General features: G+C 57.2%; 22 protein-coding genes. 18 read left to right on the top strand and 4 right to left on the bottom strand.

Annotated features, from left to right (window positions below):
• Positions 1 to 196: 196 nt before the first annotated feature.
• Positions 197 to 1,552 carry an oxygen-independent coproporphyrinogen III oxidase gene (gene hemN, locus AC2TDA_RS19390; RefSeq protein WP_480880382.1) on the bottom strand — a complete coding sequence of 452 codons (1,356 nt, stop codon included), beginning with the start codon at positions 1,550 to 1,552 and terminating at the stop codon, positions 197 to 199.
• A 61-nt stretch (positions 1,553 to 1,613) separates the two neighbouring features.
• Between hemN and fnrL the strand changes: the two genes are divergently transcribed.
• Together fnrL and AC2TDA_RS19380 are read left to right on the top strand one after the other, a co-directional pair.
• The gene (gene fnrL / locus AC2TDA_RS19385) at positions 1,614 to 2,357 is read left to right on the top strand and encodes a transcriptional regulator FnrL (protein ID WP_480849361.1); all 744 of its coding nucleotides are present in this window, start codon (positions 1,614 to 1,616) and stop codon (positions 2,355 to 2,357) included.
• A 45-nt stretch (positions 2,358 to 2,402) separates the two neighbouring features.
• On the top strand, positions 2,403 to 2,657 hold the full coding sequence (locus AC2TDA_RS19380) for a GlsB/YeaQ/YmgE family stress response membrane protein (RefSeq protein ID WP_480880381.1): 255 nt from the start codon (positions 2,403 to 2,405) through the stop codon (positions 2,655 to 2,657).
• 44 nt (positions 2,658 to 2,701) lie between these two features.
• On the opposite strand, the gene AC2TDA_RS19375 is transcribed toward AC2TDA_RS19380, so the two are convergent.
• Complete coding sequence (locus AC2TDA_RS19375; protein WP_480880548.1) at positions 2,702 to 3,541, bottom strand: universal stress protein; 840 nt, start codon at positions 3,539 to 3,541, stop codon at positions 2,702 to 2,704.
• Positions 3,542 to 3,733: 192 nt separating this feature from the next.
• Here AC2TDA_RS19375 and ccoN point away from each other — a divergent pair, with 192 nt between their 5' ends.
• Genes ccoN through ccoP form a run of 4 tightly spaced genes read left to right on the top strand, consistent with a single transcriptional unit; the run spans position 3,734 to position 7,140 of the window.
• Entirely contained in the window at positions 3,734 to 5,341 is a 1,608-nt protein-coding gene (gene ccoN / locus AC2TDA_RS19370) for a cytochrome-c oxidase, cbb3-type subunit I (protein ID WP_480880380.1), read from the top strand.
• A gap of 14 nt (positions 5,342 to 5,355) precedes the next feature.
• Positions 5,356 to 6,084, top strand: a complete 729-nt coding sequence (ccoO, locus tag AC2TDA_RS19365; RefSeq protein WP_480849357.1) for a cytochrome-c oxidase, cbb3-type subunit II — start codon at positions 5,356 to 5,358, stop codon at positions 6,082 to 6,084.
• A 10-nt stretch (positions 6,085 to 6,094) separates the two neighbouring features.
• Positions 6,095 to 6,280: a cbb3-type cytochrome c oxidase subunit 3 gene (locus tag AC2TDA_RS19360; protein WP_480849355.1), complete on the top strand. Its 186-nt coding sequence runs from the start codon at positions 6,095 to 6,097 to the stop codon at positions 6,278 to 6,280.
• Positions 6,277 to 7,140, top strand: coding sequence for a cytochrome-c oxidase, cbb3-type subunit III (ccoP, locus tag AC2TDA_RS19355; protein ID WP_480849354.1), 864 nt, complete (start codon positions 6,277 to 6,279; stop codon positions 7,138 to 7,140). Before AC2TDA_RS19360 ends, ccoP begins: the two co-directional genes overlap by 4 nt.
• Positions 7,141 to 7,291: 151 nt before the next feature.
• Here ccoP and AC2TDA_RS19350 read toward each other — a convergent pair whose 3' ends face one another.
• Complete coding sequence (locus AC2TDA_RS19350; RefSeq protein WP_480880378.1) at positions 7,292 to 7,450, bottom strand: hypothetical protein; 159 nt, start codon at positions 7,448 to 7,450, stop codon at positions 7,292 to 7,294.
• A gap of 100 nt (positions 7,451 to 7,550) precedes the next feature.
• On the opposite strand from AC2TDA_RS19350, the gene AC2TDA_RS19345 reads away from it, so the two are divergent.
• The 10 genes from AC2TDA_RS19345 to rplA all read left to right on the top strand — a co-directional run bounded on the left by AC2TDA_RS19345 (position 7,551) and on the right by rplA (position 15,870).
• Entirely contained in the window at positions 7,551 to 8,426 is an 876-nt protein-coding gene (locus tag AC2TDA_RS19345) for a LysR family transcriptional regulator (RefSeq protein WP_480880376.1), read from the top strand.
• A gap of 103 nt (positions 8,427 to 8,529) precedes the next feature.
• Entirely contained in the window at positions 8,530 to 9,957 is a 1,428-nt protein-coding gene (gene ccoG, locus AC2TDA_RS19340) for a cytochrome c oxidase accessory protein CcoG (protein WP_480880374.1), read from the top strand.
• A gap of 2 nt (positions 9,958 to 9,959) precedes the next feature.
• Positions 9,960 to 10,418, top strand: coding sequence for a FixH family protein (locus tag AC2TDA_RS19335; protein WP_480849349.1), 459 nt, complete (start codon positions 9,960 to 9,962; stop codon positions 10,416 to 10,418).
• A gap of 4 nt (positions 10,419 to 10,422) precedes the next feature.
• Positions 10,423 to 12,600: a heavy metal translocating P-type ATPase gene (locus AC2TDA_RS19330; RefSeq protein WP_480880373.1), complete on the top strand. Its 2,178-nt coding sequence runs from the start codon at positions 10,423 to 10,425 to the stop codon at positions 12,598 to 12,600.
• 5 nt (positions 12,601 to 12,605) lie between these two features.
• A complete protein-coding gene (gene ccoS, locus AC2TDA_RS19325) occupies positions 12,606 to 12,764 on the top strand; it encodes a cbb3-type cytochrome oxidase assembly protein CcoS (protein WP_480849346.1) in 159 nt (52 codons plus the stop codon).
• 80 nt (positions 12,765 to 12,844) lie between these two features.
• Positions 12,845 to 13,042, top strand: coding sequence for a preprotein translocase subunit SecE (gene secE, locus AC2TDA_RS19320; RefSeq protein WP_170350969.1), 198 nt, complete (start codon positions 12,845 to 12,847; stop codon positions 13,040 to 13,042).
• A gap of 213 nt (positions 13,043 to 13,255) precedes the next feature.
• Positions 13,256 to 13,789, top strand: coding sequence for a transcription termination/antitermination protein NusG (gene nusG, locus AC2TDA_RS19315; RefSeq protein WP_170385962.1), 534 nt, complete (start codon positions 13,256 to 13,258; stop codon positions 13,787 to 13,789).
• A 147-nt stretch (positions 13,790 to 13,936) separates the two neighbouring features.
• Positions 13,937 to 14,509: a hypothetical protein gene (locus AC2TDA_RS19310; protein WP_480880371.1), complete on the top strand. Its 573-nt coding sequence runs from the start codon at positions 13,937 to 13,939 to the stop codon at positions 14,507 to 14,509.
• A 211-nt stretch (positions 14,510 to 14,720) separates the two neighbouring features.
• Complete coding sequence (gene rplK / locus AC2TDA_RS19305; RefSeq protein WP_480849343.1) at positions 14,721 to 15,170, top strand: 50S ribosomal protein L11; 450 nt, start codon at positions 14,721 to 14,723, stop codon at positions 15,168 to 15,170.
• A 1-nt stretch (position 15,171) separates the two neighbouring features.
• Positions 15,172 to 15,870, top strand: a complete 699-nt coding sequence (rplA, locus tag AC2TDA_RS19300) for a 50S ribosomal protein L1 (RefSeq protein WP_480880369.1) — start codon at positions 15,172 to 15,174, stop codon at positions 15,868 to 15,870.
• Positions 15,871 to 15,927: 57 nt separating this feature from the next.
• On the opposite strand, the gene AC2TDA_RS19295 is transcribed toward rplA, so the two are convergent.
• Positions 15,928 to 16,698 carry a class II glutamine amidotransferase gene (locus tag AC2TDA_RS19295; RefSeq protein ID WP_480880368.1) on the bottom strand — a complete coding sequence of 257 codons (771 nt, stop codon included), beginning with the start codon at positions 16,696 to 16,698 and terminating at the stop codon, positions 15,928 to 15,930.
• A 501-nt stretch (positions 16,699 to 17,199) separates the two neighbouring features.
• Between AC2TDA_RS19295 and rplJ the strand changes: the two genes are divergently transcribed.
• Positions 17,200 to 17,718, top strand: a complete 519-nt coding sequence (gene rplJ / locus AC2TDA_RS19290; protein WP_074737768.1) for a 50S ribosomal protein L10 — start codon at positions 17,200 to 17,202, stop codon at positions 17,716 to 17,718.
• A gap of 79 nt (positions 17,719 to 17,797) precedes the next feature.
• Positions 17,798 to 18,172 (top strand): 50S ribosomal protein L7/L12, encoded by a 375-nt coding sequence (gene rplL, locus AC2TDA_RS19285; protein WP_170350962.1) that lies wholly within the window; start codon positions 17,798 to 17,800, stop codon positions 18,170 to 18,172.
• Positions 18,173 to 18,176: the final 4 nt, after the last annotated feature.

Genomic DNA, 18,176 nt, shown 5'->3' with positions numbered 1-18,176 from the left:
CAGGTTGCAGAATAGCTGCACGAAAAGGGCTGTCGAACGCGTTCGCGCCGGCAAGAACTGTCTGCGAATTCGCCTGCCTCAGGGTGTGAAGAGGCGGCCTCTCCACTCCTTGAGTTTGGAGAAAACCGAAGGCGTGCGTCAAGCCCCCGTGCCGTATTGAATCGGGCGGGCCGAATATCGGTCCGCCGAACTGGTCTCAGATCGCAGAGCTGTGTCCGGCTTTGCTCAGGTCGTAAGCGTCAAAGCTGCCTGCAATCATGCGGGTCAGCGCGCGCGCTTCGGGCGGTATGAACAGGCCTGTTTCATCGACCTGCAGCAATCCCTCGAACGCGGCGTTCGCATCGGTGTACATCTGCTTCAATTCTGAACTCGAGATGTCGTGGTCGCGCAGTATCTCGGCCGTGTCGATCCGAAAATCGCACATCAACGCCTCGATCAGGCGTGCGCGCACGATGTCCTGCCCCTTGAACAGGTGCCCCCGCGTTGTCGAGAACTGTCCTGCACGGATTGCTTTTGTGTGAGCCGACGTAGCGGGTGCGTTTTGCGCATAGCCTTGCGGGAAGCGTGAGATTGAACTGGCGCCTACACCGATCAGAATATCAGCCTGATCATCGGTATAACCCTGGAAATTCCGCTTTAGCCGTCCGGCGCGTAGTGCGTGGGTCAGGCCGTCATCCTGTGTCGCAAAGTGGTCAATGCCGATCTCGGCATAATTGTCCCACAGGAACAGACGCCGTGCGGTATCAAACAGCTCCAGCCGTTGTTCTGGCGTGGGCAAGGCATCCGACGGGATCAGTTGCTGACGTTTGGCCATCCACGGCACATGCGCATATCCGTAGAGCGCGACGCGATCCGGGGACAATGACAGTAGTTTTTGCACGCTCTCGGTCATGCGCGCTTTTGTCTGGTGCGGTAGGCCGTAGAGAATGTCAGCATTCAGGCTGGTAATGCCGCGCGCACGGATCATGTCGACGGCATCGCGGGTGATATCATAGCCTTGAATGCGTCCGATGGTCTTTTGGATTTCTTCATCGAAATCCTGCACCCCAATCGAGGCGCGGTTCATCCCGGCCTCTGCCAGTGCGTCCAGACGCGCTTCGTCGATCTCGTTCGGGTCGATTTCAACGGAAAACTCGGCGTCAGGGCCAAGGGGGACGATTTCCAGAATGCGTCCGGCCAGATCACGCATCAGATCGGCATTCAACAGGGTAGGCGTACCGCCACCCCAATGCAGACGCGACAGTTTCACACCTTCGGGCAGACGCGCGGCCAGCAGGTCCAACTCGGCCTTCAGAACGTCGACGTAGGCGATGACTGGGTTGTCGGTCTGTGTGCCCTGCGTTCTGCAGGCACAGAACCAGCACAGCCTGCGGCAGAAGGGCACGTGGATGTAAAGCGAAACAGAGCTGCCGGGCGCGATGCCGGAAATCCAGTCGCCAAAAAGATCGGCCCCCACGTCGTTATTGAAGTGCGGGGCGGTGGGATAGCTTGTATAACGCGGTACTTTCGCGTCAAAAAGTCCAAGCCGTGCCAGTTGCGGTTTCGTTGTCATGAAGTTACGGGTATACCGGGAGGGGCTCAGATACTTTGACCGAGATCAAGTGGAAACGCGAATGACACTTAAGGCCCTGTATGAGCACACGACCTGCGACGAGTGTCCTATCCGGCATCGGGCGGTTTGTGCACACTGCGAAAAAGACGAGCTCGAAGAGCTTGAAGGCATTAAATATTACCGCAGCTTCGAAGCTGGCCAGACGATTATCTGGTCTGGCGATCCGATGAATTTTGTCGGCACAGTTGTATCAGGTATCGCATCACTGACGCAGACGATGGAAGACGGACGCACCCAAATGGTGGGTCTTTTGTTGCCCAGCGACTTCGTCGGGCGCCCCGGGCGCGAATCTGCCGCCTACGACGTGATCGCCACCACCGATCTGGTGATGTGCTGTTTTAGAAAGAAGCCCTTTGAAGAGCTGATGGGCAAGACGCCTCATATTGCGCACCGCCTGCTTCAGATGACGCTGGATGAGTTGGATGCCGCACGCGAATGGATGCTGGTTTTGGGGCGCAAGACAGCGCGTGAAAAGATCGCCAGCCTTTTGTCGATCATTGCCCGCAGGGACGCATCGATTCATCTGAAAGGCATGTCCGGGCCGATTGTGTTCGATCTACCGCTGACCCGTGAGGCGATGGCGGATTACCTGGGGCTGACACTGGAAACTGTCAGCAGGCAGATATCTGCCTTGAAAAAGGACCAGATCATCACCCTCGAAGGTAAGCGACATGTGACCATCCCCGACATGGGCCGCCTGATGGAAGAGGCGGGCGATGACACGGATGGCGGTTTCCTAGTTTAACGGCTAACCGTAACGGTCCTTGCCAGACAATATCAGGAGCGGGTTATGGAATTCAGCAGCATATTAGCGATGATTTTTATCGGCGCGATCGCCGGTTGGCTCTCGGGCAAAATCATGGAAGGGCGCGGGTTCGGCCTGATCGGCAACATCATCGTCGGCGTGGTCGGCGCCTTTCTATCAGGGACCATCTTTCCGGCATTGGGCTTCGCCGTCGGGGGCGGGTTGTTTTCATCGATTATCTTCGCGACGATCGGCGCGGTGATCCTGTTGTTCCTTATCGGATTAGTGCGCAAGGCATAGAATCCGACATGCGCCGCACGCCGCGGCCGAAAGATTTCGACCAATCAATGGGCCAGGAAAACCGGGACGTCTGATTGTTCCAGCATGTTTCGCGTTGCACCGCCCAGAATGGCTTCGCGAAAGCGTGAATGGCCATAAGCGCCCATTACGATCATGTCGGCGTCTGTGTCCGAAGCGTGACGGTTGAGGATGTCCGAAACACGGGTCATTGTCTTGCTGAGTACGTCAATCTCGCACTTCACGCCATGACGGGCCAGCAATTGCGACAACATACCTCCGGGATCCGAGCGGTCCGGCCCGTGTCGGGGCGGGTCGATGACGACGATGCGCGCCAAATCGGCCTGCTTTAGGAAGGGCAGGGAGCGACGGATTGCCCGCATCGCCTCAGGGCTTTCGTTCCAACCGATCAGAACGGTCCGAGGCTTGGTCAATGGCTGCGCCTGATCAGGTACAAGCAACACGGGGGCGTGGCCTTCGAACATTGCGGCTTCGACAATCGGTTCCGCCTCTGCGTCGCGGTCCTTACCGTAGGGGCGCGGAAGGATGACCAGGTCAGAGAAACTGGCGCGGCGCGCTACGTGCCGTCCGATGTCTGCGATTTGCGCCACTCCGCTTTCCGTTGACCATCGGGCATTCGATTTACCCAGCACGTCCTGGGCAAAAGCCTGGATCTCATCCGATTCGGCATTGGCGCGGCTCAGGGTCTCTTGCAGGATAAGTGCATTGGCACCAGCGTAGTAATACCCGGTCTGGCTGCGGTCGACGCCAAGACACAGAGCTTCGGCATGGGCGTCCAGCTCTTCGGCCAGAGCTATCATCTGGTTTAATGCCGAGCTGGCCAATCTGGTCTCTGTCATGACCGTCAAGAGGGATTTGTATGCCATGTCGTCCTCGTGTTTCGAGGTGCCGCCGGTCGGGCTTACACCTGCTTCTTCGGAAACACCTGTCACAGAAAACAGCCGTTTGTCTTGACACAGATCAAAGCAAGTTTACCAAGCTCACTGCATTAAAACACGCAGTCAAACGGGTTTCGCGCGGCGCCAAGAATCGCGCGGGGCATGGCAAAGGGACGCAATATGTCAAATTACATCAAGCTGATCGTGCTTGGTCTGGTCGTGCTGTTCGCAGCGATCGGGACCAATTATGCACGAGATTTGGCGTATCAGGTGCATGCGATACTGGTGATGCTGATCGCCGGTGGTCTATTCATCTGGACGCTGAGAAACACAGACGAGCCAGATATTCTTGTTGACCGTTCAGGTGAATACATGGATGGCGTGATCCGCTATGGCGTGATCGCGACTGCCTTTTGGGGGGTGGTAGGGTTCCTGGCCGGAACTTTCATTGCGTTCCAGCTGGCCTTTCCGGGGCTCAACTTTGAGTGGGCCCAGGGCTACGCCAACTTCGGCCGGCTTCGGCCGCTGCACACATCGGCGGTGATTTTCGCCTTTGGTGGCAACGCGCTTATCGCGACGTCGTTCTACGTTGTTCAGCGCACCAGCGCCGCGCGTCTTTGGGGCGGTAACCTGGCGTGGTTCGTGTTCTGGGGTTATCAGCTGTTCATCGTCCTGGCGGCGACCGGTTATGTTCTGGGTGGAACCCAGTCCAAGGAATACGCGGAACCCGAATGGTATGTCGATCTGTGGCTGACCATTGTCTGGGTGGCCTACCTGGCCGTGTACCTCGGCACGATCGTCAAAAGAAAAGAGCCTCACATCTATGTGGCCAACTGGTTCTACCTGGCCTTTATCGTCACCGTTGCCATGCTGCACCTGGTCAACAACATGACCATCCCGGTCAGTGTCTGGGGGTCGAAATCGGTCATTGTCTGGTCGGGCGTGCAAGACGCCATGATTCAGTGGTGGTACGGCCACAATGCCGTGGGCTTCTTCCTGACCGCGGGCTTCCTGGGCATGATGTACTATTTCATCCCGAAACAGGCTGAACGTCCGGTGTTCTCGTACAAACTGTCGATCATCCACTTCTGGGCGCTGATCTTCCTGTATATCTGGGCCGGACCGCACCACCTGCACTATACCGCGCTGCCTGACTGGGCCTCGACGCTGGGCATGGTGTTCTCGGTGATCCTGTGGATGCCGTCCTGGGGTGGCATGATCAACGGCCTGATGACTCTGTCGGGCGCTTGGGACAAGCTGCGTACCGACCCGGTGATCCGCATGATGGTGATCTCGGTCGGGTTCTACGGCATGTCCACCTTTGAGGGTCCGATGATGTCGATCCGCGCCGTGAACTCGTTGAGCCACTATACTGACTGGACCATTGGCCACGTGCACTCGGGCGCGCTGGGCTGGAACGGCATGATCACCTTTGGTGCGCTGTACTTCCTGGTACCTGTCCTGTGGAAGCGCGAGCGTCTGTACTCGCTGCAGATGGTCAGCTGGCACTTCTGGCTCGCCACTATCGGTATCGTGCTTTACGCCGCGTCGATGTGGGTGACCGGTATCATGGAAGGCCTGATGTGGCGCGAAGTGGATGCCAACGGCTTCCTCGTGAACTCGTTCGCCGACACCGTGGCGGCCAAGTTCCCGATGTATGTGGTGCGTGCAATGGGTGGCGTCATGTTCGTCGCCGGTGCCCTGATCATGTGCTACAACCTGTGGATGACTGTACGGAAGGCACCGGCCAAAGAGGCCAGCCTGACCGTCGCAGTCCCGGCTGAATAAGGAGGGCCGGAGCAATGGCAATTCTCGACAAACACAAGATCCTCGAGACCAACGCGACCCTCCTGCTGGTGTTCAGCTTTCTGGTCGTGACCATCGGTGGCATCGTTCAGATCGCACCCCTGTTCTACCTTGAGAACACCATCGAGAAGGTGGAGGGCATGCGCCCTTACACCCCTCTCGAAATGGCGGGACGTGAGATCTACATCCGCGAAGGCTGCTACACCTGCCACAGCCAGATGATCCGCCCGATGCGGGATGAGGTCGAACGCTACGGTCACTACTCGCTGGCGGCCGAGTCGATGTATGACCACCCGTTCCAGTGGGGTTCCAAGCGCACCGGGCCCGACCTGGCGCGAGTTGGAGGCCGGTATTCGGATCAGTGGCAGATGGATCACCTGCGTGATCCTCAGTCAGTGGTGCCTGAATCGGTGATGCCGAAATATGGCTTCCTCGAGCATCGCAAGATCGACGGTAAGTATATCGGGGACATCATGGCAGCTAATGCTCTGGTCGGGACACCGTACACCGACGAGATGCTGGAAAACGCCGTGGCGGATTTCCGGGCACAGGCCGATCCGGACAGCGACTATGACGGTCTGCTGGAACGTTATGGTGACAAGGTCAACGTGCGTAACTTCGATGGTCAGTCCGATCTGACCGAAGCTGATGCGCTGATCGCTTATCTGCAGATGCTGGGCACGCTGGTCGACTTCTCGACCTTCACCCCGGACGCAAGCCGCTAAGGAGGGTGTGATGGAAGAATACACAATCCTCAGGCAGTTCGCGGATAGCTGGATGTTGCTCGCGCTGTTTGTCTTCTTTGTCGGTATCGTCGTCTGGGTTTTCCGCCCCGGTGCCAGCAAGGAATACAAGGACACCGCCAACATCCCGTTCCGGCATCAAGATAAACCCGCCACATCCAAGGAGGCTGGGCAATGAGCAAGACACCTGAAAAACTACCGGGTGACCCGCAAACAACCGGACACTCTTGGGATGGTCTCGAAGAGTTTGACAACCCGATGCCCCGCTGGTGGCTATGGACCTTCTACGTCACCATCATCTGGGGCGTGATCTACACGATCATGTATCCGGCGTGGCCTTTGGTACAGTCGGCGACAGCTGGTGTACTGGGCTGGTCTTCGCGGGCGTTGGTGCAGGAAGAAATGGTTGCGTTCGAAGAGGCCAACGCACCATGGAACGCCAAGCTGGTGGAAACACCGCTGGATGACATCGCTAAAGATGCCGAACTGCAGCAATACGCAGTCAACGCAGGCGGCGCGGTGTTCCGCACCTGGTGCGCGCAATGCCACGGTTCGGGTGCGCAAGGCGCGCCGGGTTTCCCGAACCTGCTGGACGATGCATGGCTGTGGGGCGGTACGCTTGAAGACATCGAGACCACAGTCGCCTATGGCATTCGCAACGAGGAAAGCGACGATGCGCGCTATTCCGAGATGCCGGCCTTTGGCGAAATCCTCGAGCAGGACGAAATCACTCAGGTGGTTCAGTACGTCATGTCGCTGACCAATGCGCAGACCGATGATGCGGCGGCGCAGGCTGGTAAGGTTGTTTTTGAAGACAACTGCTCGGCCTGCCACGGCGAGGACGGCAAGGGCGACGTCACTCAAGGTGCACCGAACCTGACCGACGCGATCTGGCTCTATGGCGGCAGTGAAGAGGCATTGACCGAGACTGTCACCAACAGCCGCTTCGGTGTCATGCCGTCTTGGGAAAACCGTCTGACCGAGGCGCAGGTTCGCGCCGTTTCTGCCTATGTCCACCAGTTGGGTGGCGGTCAGTAAGGTCTGAAGAATACCTCCGGGCGGTCTCCCGCCCGGAGGTTGAGGCACCGGCTGTTCCATCTGTTCGCGCGTTTCCTGAACAGCCGGTGCTGATTTTCAAAGAATAGGGCCGAGATTTGCTGCGGTCCAGAATTGGCTTTGAAATTGACAATCAAAGATCGGTCAGATCGACCCCGCGCGGATTTTCCTTCCACCAGTGACTGTCAGGTAACCAATGCCGTTTGCGGCTGCCCGGTTTGGGCGCGTCGCGAATATGTGGTGCATTTATGCGGGTGGCGGTCATGAAAAATCTGGCAAAAACGGTCAGCATGGCGTTTCTCCTGTGAAATGTTGTCTCTGCCTAAAAGATTGACCTTCGGACCACCGAATGCGACTCAATAACCATTCTGTCGTGTAAGTGTGGATTACATATGGATTGGCTGACACTTCCTCCGCTCGCCTCGCTGCGCGCATTTGCGGCCTTTGCTGAAAAGCGCAACGTTGTCGAAGCTGGCGCAGCGCTGAATGTCAGCCACGCTGCCATCAGCCAGCAACTGCGGACGTTGGAGAGGCATCTGGGCGTGGCGCTGCTGGACCGTTCCGGCAAAGCGTTGGCACTTACAGTGGACGGAGAGCATCTGGCTCGTGCCCTGCATCTGGGCTTTGGCGCTATTGAAACTGCGGTACGAGACTTGAACCGGTCCAGAACAGAACGCCCTGTGCATGTTTCGCTGACATCGTCATTTGCAGCGTCATGGTTGATGCCCCGTTTGCCAGCCTTTCGCGCCGCCCATCCTGAAGTGGATCTGGTCCTTGATCCCACCGCCGAGATTGTCGAACTACGGCCCGGCGGGGTTGATCTTGCCATTCGGTATGGTCCGGGCGGCTGGCCTGGCGTCCAGTCCGAGATGTTGCTGCAAACTCCGGTGGTGATCGTTGCCGCCCCCGAATTGCTGGGCGAAAAAACCAAATGGACGCCAGCCGAGCTGGCCCATCTGCCGTGGCTGGAGGAGATTGGCACCACTGAGGCGACCAACTGGCTGGCAGAGCACGGCGCCGGGCCACAACGCGGCGCCGGTCGCACGAAATTGCCGGGCAATCTGGTGCTAGATGGTTTGCGCTCAGGGCAGGGTGTCACTGTCACAGTGCGACATTTCGTCGAGTCTGACATTCAGGCTGGACGTATTGTCGAACTCTACGCTGAGCCGGACACGCGCGGATACCATATTGTAACGGCAAAAACCGCACTTAGACCTGCCGTAAAAACATTTGTGGCTTGGTTGAAGCGTCAGGCGCGTCAGGCGTGATAAAAGGTGTCTGTACGATGCGCGTTTTGACCCATGTCAATGTTTGCCAAACCGTGATCTGAGACAAGACGCAGTCAGAAGAGCTACATTTTGGAGCCAGCCCGTGAGCGATTCCAGCCCTCCCCCCAGTCTCTATGCCGCGAGAGAGCCGATCTTCCCGAGGCGGGTGTCTGGTCCCTTTCGCAATCTCAAATGGATCATCATGGCGATCACGCTGGGCATTTATTATGTGACACCCTGGTTCAGATGGGACCGGGGGCCGAGCCTGCCGGATCAGGCCGTGCTGCTGGACCTGGCCAACCGGCGGTTTTATTTCATGTGGATCGAAATCTGGCCACATGAGTTCTATTTTGTCGCCGGATTGCTGATCATGGCCGGGTTGGGGCTGTTCCTGTTTACGTCCGCACTTGGTCGGGTCTGGTGTGGGTATGCCTGCCCACAGACTGTTTGGACCGACCTGTACATTCTGGTCGAACGCTGGATCGAAGGTGACCGCAACGCGCGTTTGCGTTTGCACCGGCAGAAAAAACTGGATTTCCGCAAAGCACGGTTGCGGCTGACCAAATGGGTGGTCTGGTTGTTGATCGGCCTGGCGACGGGTGGCGCATGGGTTTTCTATTTTGCCGATGCGCCGACGCTGATGCGGGATTTGGTCACCGGAAACGCGCACCCAGTGGCGTATACGACCGTTCTGATCCTGACTGGAACGACATTCCTATTCGGTGGGTTCGCACGCGAACAGATTTGTATCTACGCCTGCCCCTGGCCACGTATCCAGGCCGCAATGATGGACGAGGATACTTTGGTCGTTGGTTACCGCGAATGGCGGGGTGAGCCGCGAGGCAAGGGTAAACGAACCGCAGATACAGAGCTGGGAGATTGCATAGACTGCATGGCCTGCGTGAACGTTTGCCCGGTGGGGATCGACATCCGTGACGGGGAGCAATTGGAGTGCATTACCTGTGCACTGTGTATTGACGCCTGCGATGATATGATGGCCAAGGTCGGCAAACCGCGCGGGCTGATCGACTATATGGCCCTGAGTGATGAGACCCGTGAACGCGCGGGGCAGCCTCCCAAAAGCATTTGGAAGCACATCCTGCGCCCGCGTACGATCATGTATACTTCGCTATGGTCGCTTGTCGGCTTTGCGTTGCTGTTCGCGTTGTTCATACGGTCCGATATCGACCTGACTGTTGCGCCAGTTCGCAATCCGACCTTTGTGACACTGTCCGATGGGACAATCCGCAATACGTATGACGTCCGTCTGCGAAACAAGCATGGTGAGGACCGGCTGTTCAAATTGTCGCTGGCGGGTGATCCGGCCATGCGGGTCGAGATCGAAGGTGTCGAAGGCGAGACTGTCAATGTGACCGCGGATACGGCACAATTGACACGCGTTTATATCGTCGCGTCCCAGGGCACCGGACCGGCTGGCACAGATGCTACTCCGGTGCGCATCTGGGTCGAAGACCTGAGCAGTGGCGAACGAGCCTACAAGGATACGACGTTCAACGGGCGAGGAAACTGATTATGGCGGAACGTCAATTCACCGGAAAACACGCTCTTGCGGTGTTTGTTGCTGCCTTTGGTGTGATCATCGCGGTGAACCTTTTGCTAGCCTACAGCGCCGTGAAGACCTTCCCGGGACTCGAGGTTAAAAACTCCTACGTTGCCAGTCAGGAATTCAACGAACGACTGCAGGAACAGCAAGCCCTAGGCTGGGATATTCGAGCCGAAATCTCGGGAGGGCTGTTGATCCTGCACATCACCGATCAAACCGGTGCTCCGGTCGAGGTGGCCGAGCTGCAAGCTATCGTCGGTCGCGCAACCCATGTGAAGGACGATTTTTCACCGGACTTCACGTTTGATGGCATCGCTTATGCGGCGCCGGCATCGCTGGGCGAAGGCAACTGGAACATTCGTCTGGTCGCCAAAGACCGGGACGGAACGGAATTCGCTCAGCGTGTTCCGCTATATGTAAAAGGCTGATGCGATGACGGCGCAGATATCCCCTGGCACCGCGGCTTGCCCCGGGTGCATTGCTGCGCCGGTCGAACCCGCTCGACCCATACCTGAGGACGTGCAGATCGCGCTATCACTGCCCGGCATCCACTGTTCGGCCTGTATCTCCACCGTTGAGCGTGAGTTGAACGCCCATCCCGGAGTTGAAGACGCGCGGGTCAATCTGACTCTCAAACGGGCGATGATCAAAGCCGCACCCGACATCCGTGCTGTTGACCTGATCCCAGTGTTGGAGCGGGCAGGCTATGAGGCGCACGAGTTGGACCCCGGTGCCTTATCCGCCACGCAATCCGACAAAGCCGGGCGCGATCTGCTGATGCGGCTTGCAGTGGCAGGCTTCGCTTCGATGAACGTAATGTTGTTGTCGGTTTCGGTCTGGTCCGGGGCGTCCGACGCGACGCGCGACATGTTCCACTGGATATCTGCGGCTATTGCGCTGCCCGCAATTGCATTCTCAGCGCAGCCCTTCTTTGCCAACGCCTGGAGCGCCCTGCGCGTACGCCGTCTGAACATGGATGTGCCGATCGTATTGGCTATCTTACTGGCACTGGTGACATCGCTTTGGGAAACCGCGCTAAGCGGTGAGCACGCCTATTTCGATGCCGCGCTGACGTTGACTTTCTTTCTGCTGGCCGGGCGGTATCTGGACTATAGAACCCGTGCTGTAGCCCGCTCGGCTGCCGAGGAATTGACGGCGCTTGAAGTGCCTCGGGCAATCCGCGTAGCAGATGGGACCGAGGAAGAAGTCGCCGTTTCTACCTTGAATGTTGGCGATCTGATCCTTGTTCGGCCTGGCGGTCGGATGCCTGTCGATGGCCAGATCGTATCTGGCCAGTCGGAACTGGACCGGTCCTTGCTGACCGGCGAGACTCTTCCCGTTTTTACCCAAGAAGGGCATCCCGTCAGTGCCGGTGAGGTCAACCTGACTGGCCCGCTGATTATTCGTGCGACCGCGGTGGGTGAGGATACCTCACTGCATCGTATGGCTGATCTGGTTGCCATCGCTGAATCAGGGCGCTCTCGCTACACGTCGCTGGCAGACAAGGCGGCCAAGCTTTACGCGCCGGGCGTGCATATCCTTTCGGCGCTCAGCTTTCTGGGTTGGTATATTTATACCGGCGACGTCCGAACCGCACTGAATATTGCGGCGGCTGTTTTGATCATTACATGCCCATGCGCACTGGGCCTGGCCGTACCTGCAGTGACCACCGCAGCCTCGGGCCGCTTGTTCCGCAGTGGGATGCTGATCAAACACGCCACGGCGCTGGAACGTCTGGCCGAAGTGGACACGGTTGTTTTCGACAAGACTGGCACGCTGACATCAGGCACACCCGAGCTGACCAATCTGGGGGATCGCACTCGCACCGATCTGGAAGTCGCGCTCGCTTTGGCTGAGGCGTCGGCCCATCCACTATCGGTTGCGCTGGTACGTGCAGCACGTGAGGCGGGCATCAGACCAGCAACGCTCCGCAATATCGTCGAGGTGCCCGGTTACGGCACTGAAGGTACATTCCGCGATCAACGCGTCCGACTGGGTCGCGCGGCTTGGGTGGGCGGAGAAGACGGTGATCAAACCACAGCCTGGCTGGCTATCGGTGCGCATCAACCAGTAGCTTTCACCTTCACGGACGCATTGCGTGCAGGGGCTGCCAAGGCAGTGGGCGCTTTTCAAAAGTCCGGAAAACAAGTCATTCTGATCTCGGGCGACACGCACGGTGCGGTTAACGCTCTGGCGGATAAGCTGGGTATCCAGACCTGGATCGCCCAAGCGCTGCCTCAAGACAAAGCGGCCAAAGTTCAGGAATTGAGTGAGCAGGGGCGTCACGTTCTTATGGTCGGGGATGGTTTGAACGACACAGCTGCATTGGCAGCGGCTCATGTATCAATCTCTCCGGCATCCGCGCTGGATGCGGCACGGGTTGCGTCCGATATCGTGCTCTTGGGAAATGACCTGTCCCCGATTGCAGAAGCGTGTGACACGGCAGTCAAGGCCACGCGCCGGATTCGCGAGAATTTTCGCATCGCCACCGTTTACAATGTCATCGCCGTCCCGCTGGCTGTTGCTGGTCTGGCGACTCCACTGATTGCTGCGTTGGCAATGTCGACCTCGTCCATTACCGTATCGCTGAATGCGTTGAGACTGAGGTAACCCCAATGGAAGTGCTGGCTTATCTGATCCCGATTTCCCTGTTCTTGGGTGGCGTTGGATTGGTGGCGTTCATCTACACGGTTCGGTCCAATCAGTATGAAGATCCCGAGGGGGATGCGCGGCGCATCCTCAGCGACGAATGGGATGATCGACCCAAGCCCTGACAAGGGCACCAACGGCCCTTGAAATTGCCGCAATGCCCGGTTATGTCCGGCCCATCCGCTAGCAGAGAGAACCAAGCCAAATGGCAACTATGAATCCGATCCAGTTCATTCAGCAGGTCCGTGCCGAAGTCGCAAAGGTCGTCTGGCCTACCCGGCGTGAGGTGCTGCTGACCACGGTCATGGTGTTCATCATGGCGGCGCTGACGGCTGTATTCTTTGCGCTGGTCGACTTGGGCATTCGCGGCGGGCTGCAGTTGATCCTCGGTGCGTTCAGCTAAGGTGGATTGACCCGCGCGGAAACGCCGCTGCCCTCTTGCGTAGCGGGCCGTGTCGGAGTAGTTGACGCAGGACTATTCGGAATAGGCGTGTGGCGATTCGGGCTGCGCGCCGCTTTTTATTCCGGACGACGCGGACAGGCCGCGGCAGATTTTCAATACAGGGTGCGCCCAAGCTAACGGGAAGCGCCGAAGGTAAACAAGGACGACAGGTTCATGGCGAAACGGTGGTACTCGGTCAGCGTTCTTTCGAATTTCGAAAAGAAGATCGCAGAGCAGATCCGCACGTCGGTGGCCGAGCAGGGCCTTGAGGACGATATCGACGAGGTTCTGGTGCCCACCGAAGAGGTGATCGAAGTGCGCCGAGGCAAGAAGGTGACGACCGAACGCCGTTTCATGCCCGGTTACGTTCTGGTTCACATGGAAATGTCCGATCAGGGCTATCACCTTGTGAATTCGATCAACCGCGTCACCGGTTTCTTGGGTCCGCAAGGCCGCCCGATGCCTATGCGTGACGCCGAAGTGAACCAGATCCTCAACCGCGTTCAGGAAGGCGAAGAAGCGCCGAAGCTGATGATCTCCTTCGAGGTCGGCGAGAAGGTCAAAGTCAACGACGGCCCGTTCGAGGATTTCGACGGCATGGTCGAAGGCGTGGACGACGAGAACCAGAAGCTGAAGGTTTCGGTTTCGATCTTTGGCCGCGAAACCCCGGTCGAGCTGGACTTTACGCAGGTTACGAAGCAGGGCTAACTGGGTCCCTTTTAGCGAGAATTACAGAGCCGCGATGCCATGGGCAACGCGGCTTTTTTTGTGCATTGACCCAGCTGATGATGTGGAGCCAAATCAAATGGCTTCACTGCCTTGCGCATCGGGGGTTCTCATGCTCCAAGACTCACTATGAAAACTATCGACCCCGGCAACAGAGACGAAGTTCGCGCACTTGTCAGCGGTGCAATAGAGTGGCCAAACCCTCCATGGAATTTAGGGCGGGGCTCTCACGCGTTCTACGAAGAAATGTGTTGCGATATCTGTCGCGAGCTTGAATTGGCATCCAGGATTGAAGCTAATTCCTATGGCTGTGGATATGCTTCCTTCATTGATGCTTGGTTCTACAAAGACCACGCGCAATTCAGAGCTGAAAATCCACACGATGGAGGTCAAGCATTCACCGGCTTGTTCGTTTTGCTGAATTACAGTGCCCCATTCTATGTAATGGGAGAAGGGCAGAAGAACTGGAATGGAAAGTCGGGGTCTTCATATCTCCCGACGGCTGACATGGTGGATGACTTCTCTTCGCAATCGGTTCTGCAGCTTAGCGTTGAAGTCGAGCAGCTATTGTCCGAACGCGGTATGATCCGCCTAAGGTCGTCTGAAGTACTGCAGGAAGTTCCAGCGGGAATAGAGATTGAGACAAACCTGAGTGACGGTAATCCCAAGATGTTTGACGCATACTTCCACTGGATGGATTAGATTCGTTTGCTGATCCACTTTAGGTATCTTGAGTTGCATCAGATTGCTGTTCCCAGCCACTTGCCAACCCCTCCAGTCCACTATACATGCCGCTTCTATCGTCTTCGGGCGAGATTCTCTCGTGGGAGGTTGCTGGGATCGCGATCCCGGATCGGACCACGCAACATAATCTGGGTGAGACGCGTTTCACCTAAGTTGAAAGGAAAACCAAATGGCCAAGAAGCTTGCTGGTACAATGAAACTGCAGGTTCCTGCAGGTCAGGCGAACCCGTCGCCGCCAGTTGGTCCGGCGCTGGGTCAGCGCGGCATCAACATCATGGAATTCTGCAAGGCGTTCAACGCCAAGACCGCAGACATGGAGCAAGGCGCACCTTGCCCGACCGTGATCACCTATTATCAGGACAAGTCCTTTACCATGGACATCAAGACGCCGCCCGCGTCTTATTACCTGAAAAAAGCAGCTGGTCTGAAGCCGGTTGGCAAGCGGAACCGTCCCCGTGGCGCGGAAAACCCAGGTCGTGAGACCGTGGCAACCGTGACCACAAAGCAGGTTCGCGAAATCGCCGAAGCCAAAATGAAAGATCTGAACGCCAACGACGTCGAAGGCGCAATGCAGATCATCGTGGGCTCGGCCCGCTCTATGGGCATCGAGGTGAAGTAAGATGGCAAAACTCGGTAAACGTACGCGCACTGCGCGCGAAGCTTTCGCTGGCAAGGCAGACCTGTCGGTGGAAGAAGCGGTTGCACTGGTTAAAGCCCACGCAACTTCGAAATTCGACGAAACCGTCGAGATCGCTCTGAACCTGGGCGTTGACACACGTCACGCGGACCAGATGGTTCGTGGTGTTGTCGGCCTGCCGAACGGCACCGGCAAGGCGATGCGCGTTGCTGTATTTGCTCGCGGCCCCAAGGCAGACGAAGCGAAAGAAGCAGGCGCGGATATCGTTGGCGCAGAGGACCTGATGGAAACCATTCAGGGCGGCACCATCGAATTCGATCGCTGCATCGCAACCCCTGACATGATGCCGATCGTCGGTCGTCTGGGTAAAGTTCTGGGCCCCCGCAACCTGATGCCGAATCCCAAGGTTGGCACCGTGACCATGGATGTGAAAGCAGCCGTGGAAGCAGCCAAGGGCGGTGAAGTTCAGTTCAAGGCGGAAAAAGGCGGCGTTGTGCACGCCGGTGTTGGCAAAGCGTCCTTCGACGAAGCCAAGCTGGTCGAAAATGTCCGTGCCTTCGTTTCGGCCGTGGCCAAGGCCAAGCCGACAGGTGCCAAAGGCACCTACATGAAGAAAATCGCACTGAGCTCGACAATGGGCCCTGGCGTGACGCTGGACGTGGCAGAGGCTGCGGGCGAGTAATAGCCGCAATTGGCGGAAATTCAGGCGGGCAGCTTTTGGTAGCTGCCCGTTTTTTGTTTAGGATGTCAGTAACTCTGTTTGTGTTGCGGCCCCATCGGTCAGGGTAAAGAAACTTCTGTCCTTGATCGGTGTCCAAGTGCCGGTGCCTTTGTCCAGAGGCTCTGATGCGATGACCTTCCCGCCATGGTCGAGCCCTTCTCCGAAATACAGTGTCGGGCTGCGTCGGTCGCTGGAATACCGGAAGGCGTACAAGCTCGATCCATCGGAAAAGGCGACAGCCATGCGATCGGGCTGTGCCCGATTGACTTCAAGTGCATCTATCTGTTGGAGTGTGGTTGAAACCGCTACGCCAGGCGACGTGTCCAGACCGTTGGAGAGTAGCAAAAGGAACAATAACTCCGAATCTGTAGAACCCCGTCGTGCGGCGTAAAGATCGTCAGGAAGCGTTGCTTCCAGTCGTCTGCGCAGACGTCCGAAGTCGCCTATCTGGCCATTGTGCATAAAGGACCACTTGCCAAATGTGAACGGGTGGCAGTTAGAGCGTGAAACTTCGCCGAAAGTCGATGCGCGGACATGGGCCAGGAACAACGAAGAATTGATCATGCGACACAGGTCAACCAGGTTGCCATCAGACCATGCAGGCAGCACATCCCGGTACAGCCCGGGCCGCTCTTGATCTGAATACCATGCCATTCCGAACCCATCCCCGTTAACGGCCAGCTTTGCTTCTGCGGCGTGCTGGCTTTGCTCCAACAAAGAGTGGCTGGGTCTGATGATAATGTTTTCCAGGGGAATGCTGGTTCCGCAATAGGCGGCAATTCTGCACATCTGTTCTGCCTTTACGCAAATCTTAGAAAATTTGTCGGGTTATAATCTCAAAAATGGAACAATGTCACGCGAAACCTGGAGTATGCCTTGGACTGGTCGCGATCCCGGTTTGCTTTTGCATCTTTCGACGGAGGTCACAAAATTCCGCCGAATTGGTCAAAGCTTGTGGTAGACTGTCATGAAGGTTTGCCAACCAGCCGTTGCGCGGGTTGTTGGGTGCTGTCAATTTTCCCCTTGGAAACCCCGGCCATCTGCCCTAAGTAGAGCTACGGAATAAAGCGTGCGATTCGTCGTGCGCTTTATTTCATTTCGTCCAAGACGGTGGGTGGTGTCATTTGACCCCTTAATTCCCTGCCTGAGACGGGTAAGACCAAAGAATTTCGAGGGTCCCGCCCTCGGGCGAATTTTGGCCAATCCCGTAACAACGGACCTGAACGCTGGGGCGCAAGCCGCAGCAAATATGAGCCGGGATGAGATATCATCCCAAACTTGGAGAGAACTGTGGATAGAGCCCAGAAAGAGAAAGTGGTCGAGGAACTCGGCCAGATCTTCGAAAGCTCTGGCGTCGTAGTGGTATCGCACTACGCCGGTCTGACAGTTGCCGAGATGCAGGACCTTCGCGCACGTGCTCGTGACGCGGGTGGCGCCGTGCGTGTTGCCAAGAACAGGCTCGCCAAAATCGCCCTCGACGGAAAGCCGTGTGAAAGCATTGCTGACCTGCTGACGGGTATGACCGTTCTGACCTATTCCGAGGACCCCGTGGCAGCAGCCAAGGTGGCCGAGGACTTCGCCAAGGATAACAAGAATTTTGAAATTCTTGGTGGTGCAATGGGTGAGAACGCTCTGGACCGCAAAGGCGTCGAAACAGTTTCGAAAATGCCGTCTCGCGAGGAGCTTATTGCTTCGATCGTGGGCTGCATTGGCGCACCTGCTTCGAATATCGCCGGCGCGATTGGCGCACCTGCAAGCAACATCGCAAGCATCCTTTCCACCATCGAAGAGAAGGCGGAAGCTGCGTAAGCGGTTGGCACTGAATGATCTGCGTAGGGTAAATACCCTGACGTTGGAACACACACTGTAAACGGAAAGAGCTGATAAAATGGCTGATCTGAAAGCACTCGCAGAAAGCATCGTGGGTCTGACCCTGCTGGAAGCACAAGAACTGAAAACCATCCTCAAAGACGAATACGGCATCGAGCCCGCAGCTGGCGGCGCCGTAATGGTCGCAGCTGGTGGCGACGCCGGTGGCGCAGCTGAGGAAGAAAAAACCGAATTCGACGTCGTTCTGAAGAACGCCGGCGCTTCGAAAATCAACGTGATCAAAGAAGTTCGCGGCATCACCGGTCTGGGCCTGAAAGAAGCCAAAGAGCTGGTCGAAGCTGGCGGCAAGATCAAAGAAGCTGTGTCGAAAGACGAAGCCGAAGAGATCAAAGGCAAGCTGGAAGCAGCTGGCGCCGAGGTCGAACTGGCCTAAGTCA

The sequence above is a fragment of the Ruegeria sp. HKCCD6426 genome (assembly GCF_057221115.1).
Note: the sequence above shows the minus strand (reverse complement) of the source record. Positions and strands in the feature narration are given on the sequence as shown.